The organism is Kitasatospora albolonga (assembly GCA_002082585.1).
GTDB classification, from domain to species: domain Bacteria; phylum Actinomycetota; class Actinomycetes; order Streptomycetales; family Streptomycetaceae; genus Streptomyces; species Streptomyces stephensoniae.
Genome location: CP020563.1, coordinates 1,542,159 through 1,564,179, shown reverse-complemented (window position 1 = coordinate 1,564,179; position 22,021 = coordinate 1,542,159). Strand labels below are relative to the sequence as shown.

Genomic DNA, 22,021 nt, shown 5'->3' with positions numbered 1-22,021 from the left:
GGCGGCTCAGTATTTCGGCCCGACGTGCGCATCCATGAGGGCGACGGATGCCCGTCGGGCTACGGAGATGTTGAGCGGCTTGCTGCCGCGTGCGAGAGTCGTCCATTCGACACCTACGGCGGTGAGGGCGTCGCTGAAGAGCTTGCGGATGTCGTCGGACTTGTTGGTGAAGAAGTACCGGGGGTATTCGTAGCGCTTGCGTTCGCCACGGACCATGCGCGTGGCCCAGTTGATGATGCGACAGCCGTCGGAGTGGATAAGACCGCGGATGAATTCCCAGGGGTGGGCGTCGACGATCTCCTGCTGCCAGGGTTCGAGAGCGATCCGGCGGTCGTGCTTCTTGCCGGGGCCGTGCTGAGGGAAAAGGCATGGCCAGTGCTTGCTGAAACTGGTGACGTACTGGCAGCCGACACTGGCCACCCGGCACACCTTGTTGTGCGGCCGCGCGATGCTCACAGCCTCGGCGCAGGCGTCGATGAGCCCCGGCCATGCGTCGGCGCACGCGATGCGTAACGAGTACACACCTCGTTTCGCCGCACTGATGCAGCCGTCTCCGAGGTAGAGCCCCAGCAGGTACGCGTACGAGGAGGGGTTCTCGATCGCCGTGGGGACGTCGGCGCACCTCGGGCAGGGAGCGCCCCGGTTGCGGTCGAGCGGTTCCAGGCGTGTCTGCCAGGAACGGATCGCGGCGCGCGATATGCCGGTCTGCTTGCTGACGGAGTTGAGGCTGCGCCCTTGTGAGACGAGCGCCAGGGCCCGCTCGCGCGTTTTCACGTCGTACATACGGACGAGTCTTGTCGCGTGGGCAGCGGGCCGGAGTGAAATGGGCCGCCATACTCAGATCAAGTGAACTTCGGCTATTCGCCCCGCGCCTTGGAATCCAAGGAAAAGTGCCCCAGGTGGGATTCGAACCCACACTGTCCGCTGTTTGAGAGCGGCCTCTCTAACCAGTTGGAGTACTGGGGCCTTAGAAAGGAAGGGCTATTGCTGCCCTGCGCGTCACTACCTTACAGGAGCTAGGTAGGCTCTTGGGAGCTGCATCCCTGTCCTTACCGAGGAGCCCCGTGACCACCCCCGAGTCGCCCCAGCCCGTAGACGCCGTCGACGACGACAAGTCGCACGTCCCGCCGCTGACGACCCGCGTCGTCATCGCCGAGGACGAGGCCCTCATCCGCCTCGACCTCAAGGAGATGCTGGAGGAGGAGGGCTACTCCGTCGTCGGGGAGGCGGGCGACGGGCAGCAGGCCGTCGAGCTGGCCCGGGAGCACAAGCCGGACCTCGTCATCCTGGACGTGAAGATGCCGGTCCTCGACGGGATCTCCGCCGCCGAGAAGATCGCCGAGGAGTCCATCGCGCCCGTCCTCATGCTCACCGCCTTCTCGCAGCGCGACCTCGTCGAGCGGGCCCGGGACGCCGGGGCGATGGCGTACCTGGTGAAGCCGTTCAGCAAGAGCGACGTGGTGCCGGCCATCGAGATGGCCGTCTCCCGGTTCGCGGAGCTGAAGGCGCTGGAGAGCGAGATCGCGGACCTGTCGCAGCGGCTGGAGACCCGGAAGCTGGTGGACCGGGCGAAGAGCATTCTTCAGACGGATTACGGGCTCTCCGAGCCGGCCGCGTTCCGGTGGATTCAGAAGACGTCGATGGACCGCCGGATGTCGATGCAGCAGCTGGCGGAGGCGCTGATCGCGGACGCCGAGGAGAAGAAGAAGGCGGCCGAGTAGCCCCGTACCGCCGACGTACGCGTAAAGGAAAGAGGCCCGCACCCGGGGTGAACCGGGTGTGGGCCTCTTCGCGTACGGGAGGGGACCTCAGTCCTCGCCGAGGTACGCCTTGCGGACCGAGTCGTCGTGCAGCAGGTTCTCTCCGGTGCCGGAGAGGACGATGCTGCCGACCTCCATCACGTGCGCGTGGTTGGCGAGCGAGAGCGCCGCCTGGGCGTTCTGCTCGACGAGCAGGATGGTGGTGCCCTGCTCGCGCAGTTCGGTGATGGTCGCCATGATCTTCTGCATCATGATCGGGGAGAGGCCCATGGAGGGCTCGTCGAGCATGAGCAGCTTCGGCTGGGACATCAGTGCCCGGCCCATGGCGAGCATCTGCTGCTCGCCGCCGGACAGGGTTCCGGCGGCCTGCTTGCGGCGCTCTCCCAGGATGGGGAAGAGGTCGTAGGCGCGCTGGATGTCCTTGGCGATCCCGTCGCTGTCCTTGCGGAGGAAGGCGCCGAGGCGCAGGTTGTCCTCGATGGACATGCGGGGGAAGATGTGGCGGCCCTCGGGGGAGTGGGCGAGTCCGAGCGAGACGACCTGGTGGGCCGGGATCTTGCGGAGGGACTTGCCGTTGAACTTGATCTGGCCGGCGAGCGGCTTGATCAGTCCGGAGAGGGTGCGCAGCGTTGTCGTCTTGCCGGCGCCGTTGGTGCCGATGAGGGTGACGACTTCGCCTTCCTCGACCTTGAACGAGATTCCCTTGACGGCCTCGATCTTGCCGTAGGCGACGCGCAGGTCCTCGACTTCGAGTAGTGCGGTCATCGGTCGTTCTCCTTGCTGGTGCTCTCGCCGGTTGCCTTGGGGGCGGCTTCGGGCGTGGCCTCCGTCTCCGGGGCGGTGGGCTCCGGGGCGGTGGGTGCCGGGTCGGTGGCCTCGGTGATTTCCGATGCCGCGGCGGCGTGGGCCTCGGCGGCTTCGACTTCGGCGACTTCGGCGGCGCCCGGGTCGCCTTCGAAGGGTTCGCCGAGGTAGGCGGCGACGACGCGTTCGTCGCCCTGGACCTCGGCGGCGGTGCCTTCGACGAGCTTCTCGCCCTGGACGAGGCAGGCGACGCGGTCGCAGAGGTTGAAGATGAACCGCATGTCGTGCTCGATGACGAGGATGGCGATGCCCTTGTCGCGGATGGCGAAGATGAGTTCTTCGGCCGCGCGGGTCTCCTGCGGGTTCATGCCCGCGGTGGGCTCGTCGAGCAGGAGGAGGCCGGGCTCGCTGGCGAGTGCGCGGGCGATCTCGAGCTTGCGCTGTTCGCCGTAGGGGAGGTTGCGGGAGAGGTGTTCGGCCTTGTGGTCGAGGCCGATGAACTCCAGCAGTTCCATGGCGCGGGCCTTGGATTCGGCTTCGGCGCGGTGGAAGCCGGGGCCGCGGAGGAGGGCGGACCAGAGCCCTTCCCGGGTGCGGGTGTGGCGTCCGACGAGGACGTTCTCCAGGACGGTCATGTTGGAGAAGAGGCGGATGTTCTGGAAGGTGCGGGCGATGCCTGCCGCGGTGACCTTGAAGGACTTGGGCGGGAGGACGGTGCCCTTGTAGCGGACTTCGCCCTCGGTGGGGACGTAGAGGCCGGTGAGGCAGTTGAAGAAGGTGGTTTTGCCGGCGCCGTTGGGGCCGATGAGTCCGACGATCTCTCCGGAGTTGACGGTGAGGTCGACGGAGCGGACGGCGGTGAGGCCGCCGAATCGCATCGTGACGCCGCGGGCGTCGAGGACGGTTTCGCCGGTGGTGACGGCTGTCGTCTCGGCGGTGGTGGTGTCGGTGGTCATCGTCAGGCCCCTGCCTTGGTGAGGGTGGCGGGCGCTTCGTCCTTCTCGTGGAACTCGAGTTGCTGGCGGCGGTTGGCGATGAGGCCCTCGGGGCGGAAGCGCATGAGGAGGACCAGGGCGAGCCCGAAGGCGAAGAGCTGGTAGTCGCTCATGAACTGGAGCTTGGCCGGGATGAGGAAGAGGAGGGCGCCGCCGACGAGGGGTCCGCTGATGGTGCCCATGCCGCCGAGGACGACCGCCGCGAGGAGGAAGGCCGAGTTGGGCGGGACGGCGTGGGCGAACTGGTACTGCTCGGGGGTCACGGTGTAGGTGACGTGTGCCTGTACGGCTCCGGCGAGGCCGGCGAGGGTGGCGCCGAGGGCGAAGGCGATGAGCTTGGTGCGGAAACCGTTGATGCCCATGGCTTCGGCGGCGGTCTCGTCCTCGCGGATGGCGACCCAGGCTCGGCCGATGCGGGATTCCGCGCTGCGGCGGAAGACCACGACCACGATGAGGGTGACCAGCAGCATGAGGAAGAAGTAGTTGGCGAAGCGGCCGATGGTGAATCCGGCGATGGTGTGGGTGGCGCCGAAGTCGAAGCCGAACAGGTTGAGGTTCGGGATCGAGGAGATGCCGTTGGAGCCGTTGGTGACGTCGGGTCCGGAGGTGCCGTCGAGGTTGAGGACGGCGATGCGGAAGATCTCTCCGAAGCCGAGGGTGACGATGGCGAGGTAGTCGCCGCGCAGTCGCAGGGTGGGGGCGCCGATGAGGACGCCGAAGATCATGGAGGCGACGGCGCCGACGAGGATCGCCTGCCAGAAGGGCAGGTGGATGCCGAAGGGCGAGGTGGGGGAGCCGGAGACGAGGGCCGCGGCGTAGGCGCCGACGCCGAGGAAGGCGACGTAGCCGAGGTCGAGGAGTCCGGCGAGGCCGACGACGATGTTGAGGCCGAGGGCGACGGTGGCGAAGATCAGGATGTTGACGCCGATGGTCGCGTACTGGTCGTCGGACTGGGTGAACGGGAAGGCCGCGGCGGCGGCGAAGGCGCCGACGAGGGTTACGTTGCGGTGGCGTGCCGTGAGGGCGGAGACGCGCTGGATGAGGCCGGCTTTCTGGATCGCCGCGAAGCCGAAGCCCGCGGTGATGAGGAAGCCGATGAAGAGTTCGTCGTACTCGGTGGTGATGCCGTAGGTGAAGACGACCAGGCCGAGGGCGAGGACGACGGCGACGATGAGGATCTCGATGTACGAGGGGAGGGTCTTGGCAGGGGCGGCGGTGCCGGTGGCGAAGGCGCCCTTGTAGGTCTCCCAGCGGTTGCCGAGGTTGTGCTTGAACTGGCCGAAGCCGGTGTCCTCGGGGTCGGCGGGGGTGGTTTCGGGCCGCTCGTAGGGGAGGGAGCGGGCGCCGATCCAGCCGATGAGGGTGCCGGCGAGGGCGACGTAGGCGCCGGGTTCGAGGTTGACGACGCCGCCGAGGGTGGTGGCGATGGCGCCCATGGAGAACCAGGCGGTGGCGAGGGCGGCGTAGGCGGCGAGCCGGATCGCGGGGTCGGCGCCCTGGGGGGTGAGCCAGGTGAGGCCCTTGATCCCGTAGGAGGAGAGGCCGAAGAGGGCGAGGAGGGCGCCGCTGACGAGGACGAGCCACTGGAGGCCGCCGGGGTAGCCGTAGACCGTGAGGTCGCCGGGGAAGGCGGAGGTCCAGGTCCAGGCGAGGAAGGCGGATATGACGGTGAGCGCGCCGCCTGCGGTGGCGGTCGCCCGTGCGATGTGCGGGGGGAGGGCGAGGATGCCGCTGGTGGCGGGTTCGGCCGGTGCGGGTGCGGTGACCTTGGTGGTGGTCTGTGTGGTGGTCATGGTGCTCACGCCCTGTCCGTGACGCGCTCGCCCATGATGCCTTGGGGCCGGAAGAGGAGCACGAGGATGAGGAGTACGAAGGCCCAGGCGTTGGCCCAGGACTGGCCGCCGAGCTGTTCGAGGCCGGGGATTTCGGAGACGTAGGCGGCGGCCATGGTTTCGGCGACGCCGAGGGTGAGGCCGCCGATCATGGCGCCGTAGATGTTGCCGATGCCGCCGAGGACGGCTGCGGTGAAGGCTTTGAGGCCGAGGAGGAAGCCCATGCGGAACTGGACTTCGCCGTACTTGAGGCCGTAGGCGACGGCTCCGATGGCGGCGAAGGTGGCGCCGAGGGCGAAGGCGACCACGATGATGCGGTCGGTGTTGATGCCCATGAGCTTGGCGGTGTCGGGGTCCTGGGCGGTGGCCTGCATGCCGCGGCCGGTGCGGGTCTTCATGACGAAGTAGCCGAGGATGCCCATGGAGACGGGGGCGGCGATGAGGAGGAAGACGTCACCGGTCTGGATGGTGACGGGTCCGAGCTCGAAGGGGCCGCCGGGGATCTCGGGGAAGGTGCGGGCGGACTTGGCGCCGGGGTACCAGGCCCATACGGCTTGCTGGAGTGCGAGCGAGAGGCCGATGGCGGTGATGAGGGGTGCCAGGCGTGGGCCGCCGCGGAGCGGCCGGTAGGCGAATCGTTCCGCCCCGATGGCGATGGTGGTGGCGACGATGATCGCGCCGATGAGCATGAGGGGGAGTGCGAGCAGCACGCCGGTGCCGCTGGGGAGTATGAGCCAGACCGTGAGGGCCCCGAAGCCACCGGTCATGAAGATCTCGCCGTGGGCGAAGTTGATGAGCTGGACAATGCCGTAGACCATCGTGTAGCCAATGGCGACGAGCCCGTACATCGATCCGAGTAGCAGGCCGTTGACCAGCTGTTGCGGCAGTTCGTTCACCGCGGGTCCTCCGTGTCTTTCGCCGGATATAGCGCAGCGCGGGGCGCCTGGTGTGCGGTGCCCCGCGCTGCCGGTGGTGGGTCGGGCTGGTGGGTCAGCTGGTGAGTTCGCCGGACTTGACCGCCACCCAGTCGCCGTCCTTGTACTCGTAGACAGTGAGCTGCTTGTTGGTGGTGTCGCCGAACTCGTCGAAGGAGACCTTGCCGGTGACGCCCTCGAAGTCGACCTTGCCGACGGCCTCGGCGACCTGGGCGCGGGCGTCGCTCGGGAGCTTGCCGTCGTTGCCCTCGACGACCGCCTTCACGGCCTCGATGATCGACCAGGCGGCGTCGTAGGAGTAGCCGCCGTACGCCTCGAAGGGCTCCTTGTAGCCGGCCTTCTCGTAGTTCGCGACGAACTCCTTGGCGGACGGCAGGGTGTCGATCGGTGCGCCGACGGAGGTGGCGAGGTCGCCGACGCCTTCGGCGCCGGAGAGCTTGATGTACTCGCCGCTGTAGATGCCGTCGCCGCCGACGACGGGGATCTTGGCTCCGGCCTTCTTGATCTGCTTGCTGAGCGGGCCGGCCGCGGGGTACTCGCCGCCGTAGTAGACGACGTCGGCGCCGGAGCTCTTGACCTGGGTGGCGACCGAGGAGAAGTCCTTGGTCTCGGGGTCGATGTGCTGGGTGCCGGCGATCTTGCCGCCGAGCTTCTGGAACTCGGCCTTGAAGGTGCCGGCGAGGCCGGCGCCGTAGGTCTTCTTGTCGTCGATGACGAAGACGTTCTTCTTCTTGGCGTCGTTGAAGAGGTACTGCGCCGCGAAGGGGCCCTGGACCGCGTCGGTGGTGGAGGTGCGGAAGTAGGAGGCGAAGGGGCGCTCCTTGGTGCCCTCGTTCCACTTCTGGCCCTGGGTGAGGGAGGGCGAGGTGTTGGCGGGGGAGACCTGGACGAGCTTGGCGTCGGCGAGGACCTTCTGCATGGATTCGCCGACGGAGGAGTTCAGGGGGCCGACGACGCCGAGGACGTCCTTGTTGGCGACGAGCTTGCTGGCGTTCTGCTGGCCGGAGGACGGCTGGGCCTGGTCGTCGAGGGCCTGGATCTTGAAGGTGACGCCTTCGACGTACTTCTTCTCGTTGGCCTGCTTGACGGCGAGGTCGGCGGAGTTCTTGATGCCGAGGCCGAGGGCGGAGAGGTCGCCGGTGAGCGGGGCGTCGAGGCCGATGACGACGGTGGTGGTGCCGCTGTCGCCGCTGCTGTTGTTGCTGTCGTCGCGCGAACCGCAGGCGGTGAGGGTGAGTGCTCCTGTGGTGAGCACGGCGGTGAGTATGAGCAAAGAACGGTGTCGCACGATGGGTCCTTTCCCTGGCGCGGCCTCCTCTGCATGAGGTGCCGTGTCGATCGCCGGGCCGTACTGGGGTGGTACAGGGGGCCGTGCAGCAGACACGCCCGGCGGCGCGGTGACTGGCGGTGACTCTAAGCGCAGCTGGGGGCGTCCGGGATGGGTCGGCGACGGATGTGACTCTCTTGTTATGCCCTTGAGCAAGGCTTGAGGTTCCTGGGCGTAGATGGGTGGCTTTGGCACGGAGTGCGGAGTGACCACATGCTGAGAACGCGCAGCTCTGCTAAGGGGCTTGGGGTGATCATGGTGCTGACGCGGGGTGGGGGCGGCGTCGGGCGCGCCGGAGTGCCCCGGGGGCCTCGGGCCGGGGTGGGCGGCTGGTTTTCGCATTTCGTGGTTGTTACGGAGTGTTACAACGGTGAGGGTGCGTTCGGGTTCGCTGAGGCCAATGTGGCTGCTGAGTGGCTCACGGAACGTCGCTCGGCGTCAAGGGTGTTGACCGAGTGTGCCGATCAACGACCTTGGGTTTGGTGGGGATATGACGCTGCCCGGCCGGAATGCGCGGTGCGATTCCGGCCGGGCAGGGGTGGTGGTGCGGGGGTGGTGGGGGGTCTTTACGGGGTGGTACGGGGGTGACGCGGGGTGCCGCCGGGGGTTGCGGGTGTCAGCCGGCGTCGGGGCGGGGGGCGTCGCGGAGGAGGCAGGTGAGGCGGGCGGTGCAGACCCGCTTGTCCTGTTCGTCGGTGATGACGATCTCGTACGTGGCGGTCGAGCGGCCCCGGTGCACGGGGGTGGCGACGCCGGTGACGAGGCCGCTGCGGGCGCCCCGGTGGTGGGTGCAGTTCAGGTCGACGCCGACGGCGATCTTGCCCGCGCCGCCGTGGAGCATGGAGCCGACGGAGCCGAGGGTCTCGGCGAGGACGGCGGAGGCGCCGCCGTGCAGGAGGCCGTAGGGCTGGGTGTTGCCCTCGACGGGCATGGTGCCGACGACGCGGTCGGCGGCGGCCTCGACGATGGTCACGCCCATGCGCTCGCCGAGGTGGCCGGCGGAGAAGAGGGCGGGGAGGTCGACGCCGAGGGCCGCGTACTCGTCGATGACTTCCTGGGGGAAGAGGGGTGCGGTGTGCTCGCCCATGGGTCCGGCTCCGATCGTCTGCGCTGGTTCATTGCTGTCTGCACTGTTCTTATCAGACGGCTGAGCAAACGCTTAGGGAGTGGCGGTTTTCAGTCGGCGGCCCCAGGGGTCTCCGTGGCCCGGGGGCTCCCGTCGGCCCGGGGGGTCTCGAACCGGACGACGACGGACTTGCTGGCCGGGGTGTTGCTGGTGTCGGCGGTGGAGCCGAGCGGGACCAGGACGTTGGTCTCCGGGTAGTAGGCGGCGGCGCAGCCCCGGGCGGTGGGGTAGTGGACGACGCGGAAGCCCTCCGCGCGGCGCTCGACGCCGTCCTTCCACTCGCTGACGAGGTCGGTGTAGGAGCCGTCGGGGAGGCCGAGGGTTTCCGCGTCCTCGGGGTTGACCATGACGATGCGGCGGCCGTTCCTGATGCCCCGGTAGCGGTCGTCCAGGCCGTAGATGGTGGTGTTGTACTGGTCGTGGGAGCGCAGGGTCTGCAACAGGAGGCGGCCTTCGGGGAGTTCGGGGAACTCGACGGGGGCGGCGGTGAAGTTGGCTCGGCCGGTGGCGGTGGGGAAGCGGCGTTCGTCGCGGGGGGCGTGGGGGAGGGTGAAGCCGCCGGGGCGGGCGATACGGGTGTTGAAGTCCTCGAAGCCGGGGACGACGCGGGCGATGCGGTCGCGGATGGCGGCGTAGTCCCGCTCGAACTCCTCCCACGGCGTACGGGAATCGGCGCCGAGGACCGCGCGGGCGAGGCGGGCGACGATGGCCGGCTCGGAGAGCAGGTGGGGGCTCGCGGGGGTGAGGTTGCCGCGGGAGGCGTGGACCATGCCCATGGAGTCCTCGACGGTGACGAACTGTTTTCCGCTCGCCTGGACGTCCTTGTCGGTGCGGCCGAGGGTCGGCAGGATCAGCGCGCGGGTGCCGGTGACGGCGTGGGAGCGGTTGAGCTTGGTCGACACGTGGACGGTGAGGCGGGCGCGGCGCATGGCGGCCTCGGTGACGGCGGTGTCGGGGGTGGCGGCGACGAAGTTGCCGCCCATGGCGAAGAAGACCTTGGCCTCGCCGTCGCGCAGGGCCTGGATGGAGCGCACCACGTCGTAGCCGTGGTGGCGGGGCGAGGTGATGCCGAACTCCTTGTCGAGGGCGTCGAGGAAGGCCGGTGCGGGCCGTTCGAAGATGCCCATGGTGCGGTCGCCCTGGACGTTGGAGTGGCCGCGCACGGGGCAGACCCCGGCGCCGGGGCGGCCGATGTTTCCGCGCAGGAGGAGGAAGTTGACGACTTCGCGGATCGTGGGAACGGAGTGCTTGTGCTGGGTGAGGCCCATGGCCCAGCAGACGATGGTGCGCTTTGAGGCGAGGACCAGGGCGAGGGCCTGTTCGATCTCGGCGCGGGTGAGGCCGGTGGCCTTCAGGGTCTCGTCCCAGTCGGCGTCTTCGGCGGCCTTGGCGAACGCTTCGTAACCGTGGGTGTGTTCGGTGACGAAGGCGGTGTCGACGGCGCCCTCGGTGGCGAGGATCAGCTTGTTGAGGAGGCGGAAGAGGGCCTGGTCGCCGCCGATGCGGATCTGGAGGAAGAGGTCGTTGAGTGCTGTGCCCTTGAGCATGCCGTGCGGGGTCTGGGGGTTCTTGAACCGCTCCATGCCCGCTTCGGGCAGCGGGTTCACCGAGATGATCCTCGCTCCGGAGGTCTTGGCCTTCTCCAGGGCGGAGAGCATCCGGGGGTGGTTGGTGCCGGGGTTCTGTCCGGCGACGATGATCAGGTCGGCCTGGTGGATGTCCTCCAGGGAGACGCTGCCCTTGCCGATGCCGATCGTCTCGTTGAGCGCCGAGCCGGACGACTCGTGGCACATGTTGGAGCAGTCGGGGAGGTTGTTGGTGCCGAACTCGCGGGCGAAGAGCTGGAGGAGGAACGCGGCCTCGTTGCTCGTGCGGCCCGAGGTGTAGAAGAGGGCCTCGTCGGGCGAGCCGAGTGCGGTCAGCTCCTCGGCGATGATCGCGAAGGCGCGTTCCCAGGTGATCGCCTCGTACCGGTCGGCGCCCTCGGAGAGGTATACCGGCTGGGTGATCCGGCCCTGCTGGCCCAGCCAGTACCCGCTGCGCCCGGCGAGGTCGGCGACGGGGTGGGCGGCGAAGAAGCCGGGGGTGACGCGGCGCAGTGTCGCCTCTTCGGCGACGGCCTTCGCCCCGTTCTCGCAGAATTCGGCGGTGTGCCGCTTCTCGCCCTCGGGCCAGGCGCAGCCGGGGCAGTCGAAGCCGTCCTTCTGGTTGACCTTGAGGAGGGTCTGCGCGGTGCGGCGCACGCCCATCTGCTGCTGGGCGATGCGCAGGGAGTGGGCGACGGCGGGCAGCCCGGCGGCGGCGTGCGGGGCGGGCCCGACCTGCGGGGCGTCCTGGACCGGGTCACCGGTGGGCGGCTTGCTGGCCATGATGCTGCTCCCCTTCGAGCGCTGCTTCCGCGGGCGTTCTGCCTCGGTATCGATCCTGTCACGGCTCACTGACATCGCACCCGGCCGGGCCGTCGCGGCACGGCGCGTGGGGGGCTTTCCGGCCGGTGCCGGTCCGGATTGTCAGTGGGCCGTGGCAGGATCGGGGACGTGGCTGAGACGGCATCGAAGAAGACGGCAGACAACCGACCGCGCCTGCTCCTCATGGACGGGCACTCCCTGGCGTACCGGGCGTTCTTCGCCCTGCCCGCGGAGAATTTCACGACGGCGGTGGGGCAGCCGACGAACGCCGTGTACGGCTTCATGTCGATGCTGGCGAACACCCTGCGTGATGAGGCGCCCACGCACTTCGCGGTGGCGTTCGACGTGTCCCGCAAGACCTGGCGTGCGCAGGAGTTCCCGGAGTACAAGGCGAACCGCTCCAAGACCCCCGACGAGTTCAAGGGGCAGGTCGAGCTGATCGGCGAGCTGCTGGACGCGATGCACGCGGACCGGTTCGCGGTGGACGGGTTCGAGGCGGACGACGTCATCGCGACGCTGGCGACCCAGGCCGAGGCGGCCGGGTTCGAGGTGCTGATCGTCACGGGCGACCGGGACTCCTTCCAGCTGATCACGGAGAACGTGACCGTGCTGTACCCCACCAAGGGGGTCTCCGAGCTGACCCGGTTCACCCCGGAGAAGGTCTTCGAGAAGTACGGGCTGACCCCCCGGCAGTATCCGGACTTCGCGGCCCTGCGCGGCGACCCGTCGGACAACCTCCCGAGCATCCCCAAGGTCGGGGAGAAGACGGCCGCGAAGTGGATCAACCAGTTCGGTTCGTTCGACGAGCTGATCGCGCGGGCCGACGAGGTCAAGGGCGTGGCCGGGCAGAACCTGAGGGACCACCTGGACGCGGTGAAGATGAACCGGGTCCTGACCGAGATGGTCCGGGACGTGGAGCTGCCGAAGTCCCCGGCCGAGCTGGAGCGCGCCCCGTACGACCGCTCGGCGGTCACGGGCATCCTGGACATACTGGAGATCCGCAACCCGAGCCTGCGCGAGCGGCTCCTCGCCGTCGACCCGGGTGCGGCGGAGGCCGAGCCGCCCGCGCCCGCCGCCGGGATCGAGCTGGACGGGGCGGTGCTCGGCTCGGGCGAGGTCGGCCCGTGGCTGGAGGCGCACGGCGCGCAGCCGCTCGGCGTGATGACGGTCGACACCTGGTCCCTGGGCGCCGGTACGGTCACCGAGGTCGCGCTCGCCGCCGCCGACGGGGCCGCCGCCTGGCTGGACCCGACCCAGCTCGACGAGGCCGACGAGAAGGCGTTCGCCGCCTGGGTCGCGGACCCGGCCCGCCCCAAGGTCCTGCACAACGCGAAGAACGTGATGCGGGTCTTCCCCGAGCACGGCTGGCAGCTCGAAGGCGTCACCATGGACACCGCGCTGGCCGCGTATCTGGTGAAGCCGGGCCGCCGCTCGTTCGCCCTGGACGCGCTGGCCGTGGAGTATCTGGGCCGTGAGCTGGCCCCGGCCGCCTCCTCCGACGGGCAGCTGGCCTTCGGCGCGGACGACCGGGCCGAGCAGGACGCCCTGATGGCGCAGGCCCGTGCGGTGCTGGACCTGGGCGAGGCGTTCACGACCCGCCTGGAGGAGGTCAACGCCACCGGGCTGCTGTACGACATGGAGCTGCCGACCTCGATCCTCCTGGCCCGCCTGGAGCGGCACGGCATCGCCGCCGACCGGGCGCATCTGGAGTCCATGGAGCAGCAGTTCGCCGGGACCGTGCAGCAGGCGGTGAAGGAGGCGCACGCGGCGGTCGGCCGGGAGTTCAACCTCGGTTCGCCCAAGCAGCTCCAGGAGATCCTCTTCGGCGAGCTGGGCCTGCCGAAGACGAAGAAGACCAAGACGGGGTACACGACGGACGCGGACGCGCTGGCGTGGCTGGCCGCGCAGACCGAGCACGAGCTGCCGGTCCTGATGCTGCGCCACCGCGAGCAGGCGAAGCTGCGGGTCACCGTCGAGGGCCTGATCAAGACGATCGCCGCCGACGGCCGTATCCACACCACGTTCAACCAGACGGTCGCGGCGACCGGCCGGCTCTCCTCCACCGACCCCAACCTCCAGAACATCCCCGTCCGCACGGACGAGGGGCGGGCGATCCGCCGGGGCTTCGTCGTCGGCGAGGGCTTCGAGACGCTCATGACGGCGGACTACAGCCAGATCGAGCTGCGGGTCATGGCGCACCTCTCCGAGGACGCCGGTCTCATCGAGGCGTTCGCCTCCGGCGAGGACCTGCACACCACGGTCGCCTCGCAGGTCTTCGGCGTCGACAAGAGCGCCGTCGACCCGGAGATGCGCCGCAAGATCAAGGCCATGTCCTACGGCCTTGCCTACGGTCTCTCCGCGTTCGGCCTCTCCCAGCAGCTGAACATCGACCCGGCCGAGGCGCGGGTGCTGATGGACACCTACTTCGAGCGGTTCGGCGGCGTACGGGACTATCTCCACCGGGTCGTCGAGGAGGCCAGGGCCACGGGGTACACGGAGACGATCCTCGGCCGCCGCCGCTATCTCCCCGACCTGAACAGCGACAACCGCCAGCGCCGCGAGGCCGCCGAGCGCATGGCGCTCAACGCCCCGATCCAGGGCACCGCCGCCGACATCGTGAAGGTGGCCATGCTGCGGGTCGACAAGGCGCTGCGCGAGGCGGAGCTGACCTCACGGATGCTGCTCCAGGTCCACGACGAAATCGTGCTGGAGATCGCGAAGGGGGAGCGGAAGCAGGTCGAGGAGATCCTGCGCCACGAGATGGCGGGCGCGGTCGAGCTGCGCGCCCCGCTGGACGTCTCGGTCGGCGTGGGCAAGGACTGGGAGTCGGCCGCGCACTGAGGCCACGGACACGAGGGGCCCGGAACCGCGCCATGGTTCCGGGCCCTTCCCCGTGCGGCTACTTCCGGCCCGCGGACGCCTCCGCGCGGGACCCCTCCGCCATGGGCGCCTGCTCCGGGTCCTCCGGGAGGCGTCGGCGCGGCAGCCGCATCCACACCCCGTACAGCAGCAGCCCCGCCGCCAGCCCGGCGCCCGCGCCGAAGCAGGCGGTCGGGATCAGATCGAGCAGGTTCTCCGCCTGGCCGAAGTGGGCGTACCAGCGCACGCACCGGTGGACGGCGCCGAGCAGCACGCACAGGGCCAGCAGGCCGAGCGCGCCCCGCCGTTCGCCCCGGCCGAGCTCCGGGAGCGCTTCCGGCACCGGCACCGCGGCCGTCCGCCGCAGCCCGGTGACGACGAACCAGCCGAGCACCACGAGCGCCACCGCCGAGCTGCCGTACTGCGCGAACTGGTAGAGCGGGAAACCGCCGACGCTCCGGTTCAGGAACGGCAGCAACTCCGTCCCCCACCGGCTGTGGTGGGTGAACGCGTCCCACACCACATGCGTGGCCGCGCCGAGTGCGGCGCACCCCGCGAACCGGAGCAGACCGGTCGGCCCGAAGGTCTCCCGGGTCCACCGCTGCCCCCGTACATAGGAGTGGACGCGGCCCCGGACCCGTACCGGCAGCAGCGCCACCAGCGGTTCGCGCAGCGCCGCCCAGACCGCCACGAGCCCGGCGGCGATCAGCACGTTCACGGTGACCACGCCGAGGAAGGTGTGGGTGAAGCCGCCGAACCTCATCGCCCCGGGGAGCACCGAGTCCACGAAGTAGGTGATGTCGGGGGCGAACGAACCGGCGACTAGCGCGGAGGGGATCAGTCCCGCACGGGCGCTCCCGTCGCGGCGGATCGCCGGGAGCACGGCGGCGGCATGGCTGAGCGTGAACGGCATGGCGGCAAGTATGCGGGAACCCGCCCACCGCACGCCGGGGCACCCTCGGCTGCCCTCCCGGACAACATGCCGACAACGTGCCTACGGGAACGTGAAAAAACAGTAAGAAGCGGTCAGGGTGCGGTGCCCGGGCGTCACAAGTTGCCGTAGGGTCGCTGGAGTCCTCGTGCTGGGGAGCGCGAGCAGCCGTCGAGGGGGAGGGACCGGAACGTATGGCAGCGCACATTCGCCGACGTCTGCGCAAGGGAGCCACGACCACCGCGGTGGCGGCGGCCGCCGTGGCGGCGCTGGCGGCTTCCCAGGCGCCCGCGGCTCCACTGGCCGAGGGATCGGCGGGCGGGGACCAGCAGACGGCCGGCGGTGAGGCGGGCGGCTCCGATGGCGGTGCGGCCACCGGCAACTCCCCGTACTACACGGACCTTCCGCCGCTCGTCACGCCCGACAGGCCCGGTTCGTCCAGTAACCTCCCGGTCGCCACCGGCACCGCGGAAGCGGGCATTCCGGCGACGGTCCTGGCCGCGTACAAGCAGGCCGAGCGGTCCGTCGCGACCACCGACCCGGCCTGTCGGCTGCCCTGGCAGCTCCTCGCGGCGATCGGCAAGGTCGAGTCGGGCCAGGCCCGCGGCGGCCAGGTCGACGCGAACGGCACCACCCCCACCCCGATCCTCGGCCCGGCCCTCAACGGCCAGGGCTTCGCGCTGATCAAGGACACCGACGGCGGGGCGTACGACGGCGACGCCGTCCACGACCGCGCGGTCGGCCCGATGCAGTTCATCCCGTCGACCTGGGCGATCTGGGGCCAGGACGCGAACGGTGACGGCCGCAAGGACCCCAACAACATCTACGACGCGGCGCTCGCCGCCGGGCGCTACCTCTGCGCGGGCGGCCGGAACCTCGCCGTCGCCGCCGATCTCGACCGGGCGGTGCTGAGCTACAACCAGTCGACGGAGTACCTGCGTACGGTCCGGTCCTGGTTCGCGTACTACCAGCGCGGCACGCACGAGGTGCCCGACGGCAGCGGAGTCCTCCCCACCGCGCCCAGCACTCCCACGCCGAGCCCCACCCCCACCCCGGCCGGTACGCCGAGCCCGACGCCGTCCCCCTCGAAGCCCGGCACCACCAAGCCGAGCCCGAGCCCCACCGAGCCCGGCGACGGCTCCACCAGCCCCACGCCCACACCGCCCCCGTCCCCCACGCCGACGCCGCCTCCCACGCCGAAGCCCCCGAAGCCGACCCCGTCCCCGGCCGAGACCTTCGCCTCCCTGGAGAACGCGGGCACCGGCCCCCTCACCGCCCCCGCGGGCGGGACGTTCGACGAGCGGGTCTCCGTGCGTGCCAGGAACGCCCTCGGCGCCCCGATGGCCAAGGTGGCGGTCACCTTCACCGTCACCGGGACCACCGGCACGGCCTTCGAGGGCGGCAAGAAGACGGTCATGGTGGTCAGCCGGGCCGACGGCACCGCCACCGCGCCCGCGCTCCACGCGGGCGAGAAGGCCGGCGAGTTCACCGTGACCGCCACCGCCGGAACCGGCAGGCCGCGCACCCTGACCTACGCGGCGAGCGTCACCGCCCGCCAGGCCGACGCGATCGTACGGACCGACGGCAAGGCGCTCGTCGCCGCGCCGGAGCAGCAGTTCGCGGAGGCCGTCACCCTCAAGGCCACGTACAAGGGCGCTGCCGCCGCCGGGGTGGCCGTCACCGCCACCCTGGTCGCGGACGCCGACCGGCCCGCCGAGAACGACAAGGGCCCGTACTTCAAGGACGCCGCGGGCAAGCCGCTGCGCACCCTGGCCCTCACGACGGACGCCGACGGGCTGCTCCGGCTCCCGGCCCTCTTCGCCGACGCGAACCCGGGCACGTACCAGCTGCTCCTCACCACCGAGGGCGGCGCCACGGCCGTCATCGAGCTCACCGTCGAAGCGGCCGAGGAGACGGAGACCCCCGAGGGCTGACCCACCCGCTCTCCCGACAGCCCCCGCGCCCACCCGGCGCGGGGGCTGTCCCCGTCGTTCTCGGCCCGGCTGTCCCCGTTGTTCCCGTCCCGGCTGTTCCCGCGGCGCCCGGGTCGCTCCCGAGGTTTTCCCCGGGCGCCCGGGTCGCTCCCGGCTGTTCTCATCTCGCGCCCCGGTTGCTACGGTGCCCCACCCTGACGAACCGTCAGGTAACCGTCAGCCGTTCTCGGACCACCGTCCCGGGAGGTCGGGCATGCGTGCCCTCATCGCCGCCGCCATCGGACTGGCCGCCGCCCTCGCGCTCGTGTCCGCCATCTCCGCCGTCGGCTCCCCGACCGGTGAGACCTCGCCGAAGCCCCTGCTCACCACGGTCCCCGGGCCCAAGAGGTAACACCCGGAGGAAGAGGTCACCCCATGCGCCGCCGAGCCGGTCTCGTACTCCTGGCCCTCGCCGTGTTCTTCGCCGCCCTGTCGCCGCTGCTGCGCTGGTACGCCTTCCCCCGCCTGGCCAAGGTCCCGCCGAACCAGTACCAGGAAGTCGTCCTGGAGGCGAAGCCCGCCACCCTCCTCGACTACACGACCCTCCAGGCGAAGGAGGTCGAGAAGGTCACCATCGTCCAGACGCTCAAGGGCAATGTGGAGGAGTCCGAGAAGATCGAACGCAGCGCCGGGCGGGACGTCGTCGTCTGGGACGCGCTCTCCTACATCGAGGGCCCCGACGGGAAAATGGTCTCCGCCATCCCCGAGCGCTACATCTTCGACGCCCACACCCAGGCCCCCGTCAACGCCACGGGTGAGATGGTCGACGGCGACCCCGTCCGCCGCGAGGGCATCGAGTTCAAGTGGCCCTTCCTCACCGAGAAACGGGACTACGCGTACTTCGACGCCCAGACCCGTACGACCGCCCCCATCCACTACAAGGGCACCCGCACCTTCCGGGGCCTGGAGGTCTACTACTTCGAGCAGACCATCCCGTGGACGAAGGTCCCGATGCCGAAGAAGATGCCCATCGAAGGCGTCACCGCCGAGCAGATCGCGCAGACCGGCATGACCCGCTGGTACACCACCAAGCGCATGTTCTGGGTCGAACCCGTGACCGGAGCCCCGGTCAACGGCGAGGAGATCCACACCGAGGAGCTGCGCGACGCCAGGAAGATGGGCATGTCCGAGGACACCGTCACCGCGTTCGACGGCCATGTGAAGATGCGCGAGGACTACATCGCCGACACCGTCGAGCTGGTGAAGTCCCAGCGCGTCCTGGTCCTCCTCCTCACCTCGTACCTGCCCTGGGGCTTCCTCGGCCTGGGCATCGGACTGCTCGCGCTCGCGCTGTGGCTGGAGGCGCGCTCGCGGCGGCCCGACGGTGCTACGACCGCTTGAGGCGCGCGGAGGTGTACCGCGTCGCCGGTACGGTCGCGGGGTCCTCCGGCCACGGATGCTTCGGGTACCGGCCGCGCAGCTCCGCCCGTACGGCCTTGTAGCCGTCCCGCCAGAACGACGCCAGGTCCGCCGTCACGGCCGCGGGCCGCCCGGCGGGAGAGAGCAGGTGCACCAGGACCGGCACCCCCGCCACCCGGGGCGTCTCGGCCAGCCCGAACAACTCCTGGAGCTTCACCGCCAGTACGGGCTGCTCGCCGCCGTACTCGATACGGATACGGGAGCCGCTCGGCACCTCGATCCGCTCCGGCGCCAGCTCGTCCAGCCGTACCGCCTCGCCCGTCGCCCACGGCAGCAGCCGGCGCAGCGCCTGCCCCGCGTCGATCCGCCCCAGGTCCGCCCGGCGGCGGGCCCGCGACAGCTCCGGCTCCAGCCACGCACCCGGGTTCGCGAGGAGCGCCGCGTCCGACACGTCCGGCCAGGGCGCCCCCGCCACCCGGTGCAGGAACGCCAGCCGCAGCCGCAACTGCTCACTGTCCCGGCTCCACCGCAGCAGCCCGAGCCCTTCCCGCTCCAGCCCCTCCACCAGGGCGCCGCGCACCAGCTCCGGACCGGGCTGCTTCAGCGGCCGTACCGCCAGCTCCACCGCCCCCACCCGGTCCACCGACCGGGCCACCATGTCACCGTCCGCCCAGCGGACCTCCTCGCCCCGCACCCGCAGCTGCCCGGCGGCCAGGAGCGCGGTCCCCTCGTCGACCACCGCCGCCAGCCGTACGCGCGCCGAGGCCGCGTGGGCGGGCCGGTCCGCGACCGCGACGGCCAGCCAGGGCGCGCTGCGCAGCCGCGACCCCTCCCGCAGCTCCGCGCCCGTCCCCGACACCATGAGGAACGCCCCCTCGCCCCGGGCCCGCGCCACCCGCTCGGGGAAGGCCAGGGCGGCGACGAGCCCGACGACGGCGTCATCGGAACGATGTCCGCCGGACCCGGACCCGGACCCGGACCCGGACCCGGACCCGGACCCGGAGCCAGATCCGGACCCCGCGCCGTCCACCTGGTTCGACAGCCGCCGCACCTCCTGCTTCCAGCGCCCCGCGTACCCGTCCTGGCCCCGGCGGGCGGTCCGCAGCGCCGCCGCGAGATCGTCCCCGTACTCCCTCGGCGGCTCCTCGCTCAGCAGCGCCACCACCTCGGCGGCCCGCCGCGCCCCGACCTCCGCCGCCCCGTCCAGCAGCGCACGCGCCAGCCGGGGGTGCAGCCCGAGCCGGGACATCCGTACGCCGCGTTCCGTGACCCGGCCCGTCCCGTCGACCGCCCCGATCGCGCCCAGCACCTCGCGGGCGGCGGCCATCGCCCCGGCGGGCGGCGGGTCCAGCAGGGCCAGCGAGGAAGCCTCCGGATCGCCCCAGCACGCCGCCTGGAGCGCGAACGCGGCGAGGTCGGCCACCTTGATCTCGGGGGAGGGGAAGCGCGCGAGCCGCCCGTCCTCGGCCTGCTCCCAGCACCGGTACACCGCCCCGGCCGCCTCCCGCCCGGCCCGCCCCGCACGCTGCCGACCGGCCGCCCGCGAGGCCCGTACGGTGGTCAGGGCGCTCAGCCCCCGGGCATGGTCGGTACGGGGCTCCCGGGCCAGCCCCGAGTCGACGACGACCCGCACACCGGGAACCGTCAGCGACGACTCCGCCACCGAGGTCGCCAGCACCACCCGCCGTACGCCGGACGACCCGGCCAGCACCGCGTCCTGCACGGCGGCCGGGGCGCGCCCGTGCACCTGGAGCACCTCCGCGTCCACCCCGGCCAGCTGCCCGGCCACCCGCGCGATCTCCCCGACACCCGGCAGGAAGCAGAGCACGTCCCCGTCCCGCTCCGCGAGCGCCCGGCGCACGGTGGCGGCCACATGCGTCAGCAGCGCCGGATCGACCCGCATCCCGTGCGGAGGCTTCACCGGCCGCGCGGGCGGCGCCCAGACCACCTCCACCGGGTACGAGACCCCCTCGGCCTCGACCACCGGGGCGTCGCCCAGCAGCCGCGCCCACCCCTCCGCGTCCGTCGTCGCCGATGCCGCCACCAGCCGCAGATCGGGCCGGATCGCCTCCCGTACGTCCAGGAGGAAGGCGGCCACCGTGTCCGCGTCCAGATGGCGTTCGTGGCACTCGTCGATGATCACCGCGTCCACCCCGGCCAGCTCCTGGTCGCGCTGGAGCCGCTGGAGCAGCACCCCGGTGGTCACGACCTCCACCACGGTGTCCGGGCCCACCACGCGCTCGCCGCGCACGGTGAAGCCGACCCGGCCGCCGGGCCGCTCCCCGAGCAGCCAGGCCATCCGCCGCGCCGCCGCCCGCGCGGCGATCCGGCGCGGCTCGGCGACCACGACCCGGCGCACCGGTCCGTCCCCGGTCAGCCCGGCCAGGACCAGCGGCACGAGGGTCGTCTTGCCGGTGCCGGGCGGGGCGCACAGGACGGCGACGCCCCGCTCGTCGAGCGCGCGCCGGAGGGCGGGGACGGCGGTGCGGACGGGGAGGCGGTCCAGGGCTTCGGTGCGGATCACGGTCCCAGTGTCGTACGCGGTCGTTCCTCGGAGAGACGTCAGTCCCGCTCGCACACGAAGATCGCCGTGCCCGGGATCAGGTTGCCCCGCAGCGGGGACCAGCCTCCCCACTCCTGGTTGTTCCATTCCGGCCATTCCGGTTCGACGAGGTCGACCAGCCGGAACCCGCCCGCCACCACGTCCCGCACCCGGTCACCGAGCGTGCGGTGGTGTTCCACATAGACCGCGTTGCCGTCCTCGTCCTGCTCGACGTAGGGGACGCGGTCGAAGTAGGAGGCGGCGACGGAGAGGCCCTCGGGTCCCGGTTCGTCGGGGAACGCCCAGCGGATCGGGTGCGTCACGGAGAAGACCCAGCGCCCGCCGGGCCGCAGCACGCGGTGGACCTCGCGGAAGACCTGGACGGGGTCGGCGACGAAGGGCACCGCCCCGTACGCGGAACAGGCCAGGTCGAAGGAGCCGTCCCGGAAGGGGAGCCGGCCCGCGTCCGCCTCCACCAGCGGGAGGTCCCCGCCGATGCGCAGGGCGTGCTGGAGCTGGCGGTGGGAGAGGTCGAGCGCCACCGGGCGGGCGCCCTGCCCGGCCAGCCAGCGCGAGCACTGGGCGGCCCCGGCGCCGATCTCCAGGACGTCGAGGCCCTTGAGGGAAGCGGCGGGCCCCAGGAGGCCGGCCTCGGCCTCGTCCAGCCCTTCCGGGCCCCAGACGAAGCGGTCGTCCCCGAGGAAGGAGCCGTGATCGCTCTGGTATTCGTCGGCGTTGCGGTCCCACCACCCCCGGCTGGCCCGGCTGCTCTCGGCCTCGTCCGCCACCCGCCGGGTCGCTTCGGGTTCGTCGGGTTCCTCTGTGTAGGTCCCGTGGATCTCTTGGCTCATCGTGCCCGTCGTTGTAGTTTGCCTTCACTCGCCGCACGCGGTACGGACCAGAGGTGGTACCGGGAGAGAGACGCGTGTGCGCGACGCCTTGCCGCACTGCCGTATTGTGTACGGGTCGATCGGCCCGAACACGCCTCGGAGAACAGGAGTTGCTCCGGTACAGGGCCGGTACGGGGCCGTGGTGCCCCTCGGTTCGCGCCTGCGCGCATTGACCCTGTCCGGCTGCCCCCGTATGCTACAAGTTGCGCTGCGAGCCTGCGCGCCTCAGACCTAGCAGGCCGCGCTCGCGTCTGTTGCATGTCCCCTCGGTTGTCGAGGC

General features: G+C 70.9%; 15 protein-coding genes and 1 tRNA gene. 4 read left to right on the top strand and 12 right to left on the bottom strand.

The features are described from left to right. Positions 1–6 precede the first annotated feature (6 nt). Complete coding sequence (locus tag B7C62_06720) at positions 7–783, bottom strand: transcriptional regulator (GenBank protein ARF71991.1); 777 nt, start codon at positions 781–783, stop codon at positions 7–9. A gap of 108 nt (positions 784–891) precedes the next feature. Continuing rightward, a tRNA-Leu gene (locus B7C62_06715) sits at positions 892–966 on the bottom strand. Positions 967–1,064: 98 nt separating this feature from the next. On the opposite strand from B7C62_06715, the gene B7C62_06710 reads away from it, so the two are divergent. Further along, entirely contained in the window at positions 1,065–1,721 is a 657-nt protein-coding gene (locus B7C62_06710) for a response regulator (GenBank protein ID ARF71990.1), read from the top strand. A gap of 87 nt (positions 1,722–1,808) precedes the next feature. On the opposite strand, the gene B7C62_06705 is transcribed toward B7C62_06710, so the two are convergent. From B7C62_06705 to B7C62_06675, 7 genes are all read right to left on the bottom strand, one after another. Further along, positions 1,809–2,525, bottom strand: coding sequence for an ABC transporter ATP-binding protein (locus tag B7C62_06705; protein ID ARF71989.1), 717 nt, complete (start codon positions 2,523–2,525; stop codon positions 1,809–1,811). After that, entirely contained in the window at positions 2,522–3,520 is a 999-nt protein-coding gene (locus tag B7C62_06700) for an ABC transporter ATP-binding protein (GenBank protein ID ARF71988.1), read from the bottom strand. Before B7C62_06700 ends, B7C62_06705 begins: the two co-directional genes overlap by 4 nt. Positions 3,521–3,522: 2 nt before the next feature. After that, entirely contained in the window at positions 3,523–5,352 is a 1,830-nt protein-coding gene (locus B7C62_06695; GenBank protein ID ARF77022.1) for a branched-chain amino acid ABC transporter permease, read from the bottom strand. A gap of 5 nt (positions 5,353–5,357) precedes the next feature. Further along, positions 5,358–6,287, bottom strand: a complete 930-nt coding sequence (locus B7C62_06690) for a branched-chain amino acid ABC transporter permease (GenBank protein ID ARF71987.1) — start codon at positions 6,285–6,287, stop codon at positions 5,358–5,360. Between the two features lie 94 nt (positions 6,288–6,381). Next, complete coding sequence (locus B7C62_06685; GenBank protein ARF71986.1) at positions 6,382–7,614, bottom strand: branched chain amino acid ABC transporter substrate-binding protein; 1,233 nt, start codon at positions 7,612–7,614, stop codon at positions 6,382–6,384. A gap of 655 nt (positions 7,615–8,269) precedes the next feature. Then, positions 8,270–8,740, bottom strand: a complete 471-nt coding sequence (locus B7C62_06680) for a thioesterase (protein ARF71985.1) — start codon at positions 8,738–8,740, stop codon at positions 8,270–8,272. 89 nt (positions 8,741–8,829) lie between these two features. Further along, the gene (locus B7C62_06675; protein ID ARF71984.1) at positions 8,830–11,148 is read right to left on the bottom strand and encodes a hypothetical protein; all 2,319 of its coding nucleotides are present in this window, start codon (positions 11,146–11,148) and stop codon (positions 8,830–8,832) included. A gap of 168 nt (positions 11,149–11,316) precedes the next feature. Here B7C62_06675 and B7C62_06670 point away from each other — a divergent pair, with 168 nt between their 5' ends. Beyond that, a complete protein-coding gene (locus B7C62_06670; GenBank protein ARF71983.1) occupies positions 11,317–14,028 on the top strand; it encodes a DNA polymerase I in 2,712 nt (903 codons plus the stop codon). A gap of 58 nt (positions 14,029–14,086) precedes the next feature. Here the strand turns inward: B7C62_06670 and B7C62_06665 are convergent, their stop codons facing one another. Next, on the bottom strand, positions 14,087–14,959 hold the full coding sequence (locus B7C62_06665) for a hypothetical protein (protein ID ARF71982.1): 873 nt from the start codon (positions 14,957–14,959) through the stop codon (positions 14,087–14,089). 212 nt (positions 14,960–15,171) lie between these two features. On the opposite strand from B7C62_06665, the gene B7C62_06660 reads away from it, so the two are divergent. Beyond that, positions 15,172–16,911 carry a lytic transglycosylase gene (locus B7C62_06660; GenBank protein ID ARF71981.1) on the top strand — a complete coding sequence of 580 codons (1,740 nt, stop codon included), beginning with the start codon at positions 15,172–15,174 and terminating at the stop codon, positions 16,909–16,911. 414 nt (positions 16,912–17,325) lie between these two features. Beyond that, positions 17,326–18,291 (top strand): hypothetical protein, encoded by a 966-nt coding sequence (locus B7C62_06655; protein ARF71980.1) that lies wholly within the window; start codon positions 17,326–17,328, stop codon positions 18,289–18,291. Here B7C62_06655 and B7C62_06650 read toward each other — a convergent pair. Continuing rightward, positions 18,278–20,833 (bottom strand): ATP-dependent helicase HrpB, encoded by a 2,556-nt coding sequence (locus tag B7C62_06650; protein ARF71979.1) that lies wholly within the window; start codon positions 20,831–20,833, stop codon positions 18,278–18,280. The genes B7C62_06655 and B7C62_06650 overlap by 14 nt on opposite strands. A gap of 38 nt (positions 20,834–20,871) precedes the next feature. Next, the gene (locus tag B7C62_06645) at positions 20,872–21,702 is read right to left on the bottom strand and encodes an SAM-dependent methyltransferase (GenBank protein ARF71978.1); all 831 of its coding nucleotides are present in this window, start codon (positions 21,700–21,702) and stop codon (positions 20,872–20,874) included. Positions 21,703–22,021: the final 319 nt, after the last annotated feature.

What these genes read in the sequence shown, in the direction of transcription:
- B7C62_06720 (ARF71991.1), bottom strand. Translation starts at nt 783, where the DNA reads ATGTACGACGTGAAAACGCGCGAGCGGGCCCTGGCGCTCGTCTCACAA.
- B7C62_06705 (ARF71989.1), bottom strand. Translation starts at nt 2,525, where the DNA reads ATGACCGCACTACTCGAAGTCGAGGACCTGCGCGTCGCCTACGGCAAG.
- B7C62_06700 (ARF71988.1), bottom strand. Translation starts at nt 3,520, where the DNA reads ATGACCACCGACACCACCACCGCCGAGACGACAGCCGTCACCACCGGC.
- B7C62_06695 (ARF77022.1), bottom strand. Translation starts at nt 5,352, where the DNA reads ATGACCACCACACAGACCACCACCAAGGTCACCGCACCCGCACCGGCC.
- B7C62_06680 (ARF71985.1), bottom strand. Translation starts at nt 8,740, where the DNA reads ATGGGCGAGCACACCGCACCCCTCTTCCCCCAGGAAGTCATCGACGAG.
- B7C62_06675 (ARF71984.1), bottom strand. Translation starts at nt 11,148, where the DNA reads ATGGCCAGCAAGCCGCCCACCGGTGACCCGGTCCAGGACGCCCCGCAG.
- B7C62_06665 (ARF71982.1), bottom strand. Translation starts at nt 14,959, where the DNA reads ATGCCGTTCACGCTCAGCCATGCCGCCGCCGTGCTCCCGGCGATCCGC.
- B7C62_06660 (ARF71981.1), top strand. Translation starts at nt 15,172, where the DNA reads ATGGCAGCGCACATTCGCCGACGTCTGCGCAAGGGAGCCACGACCACC.
- B7C62_06655 (ARF71980.1), top strand. Translation starts at nt 17,326, where the DNA reads ATGCGCCGCCGAGCCGGTCTCGTACTCCTGGCCCTCGCCGTGTTCTTC.
- B7C62_06645 (ARF71978.1), bottom strand. Translation starts at nt 21,702, where the DNA reads ATGAGCCAAGAGATCCACGGGACCTACACAGAGGAACCCGACGAACCC.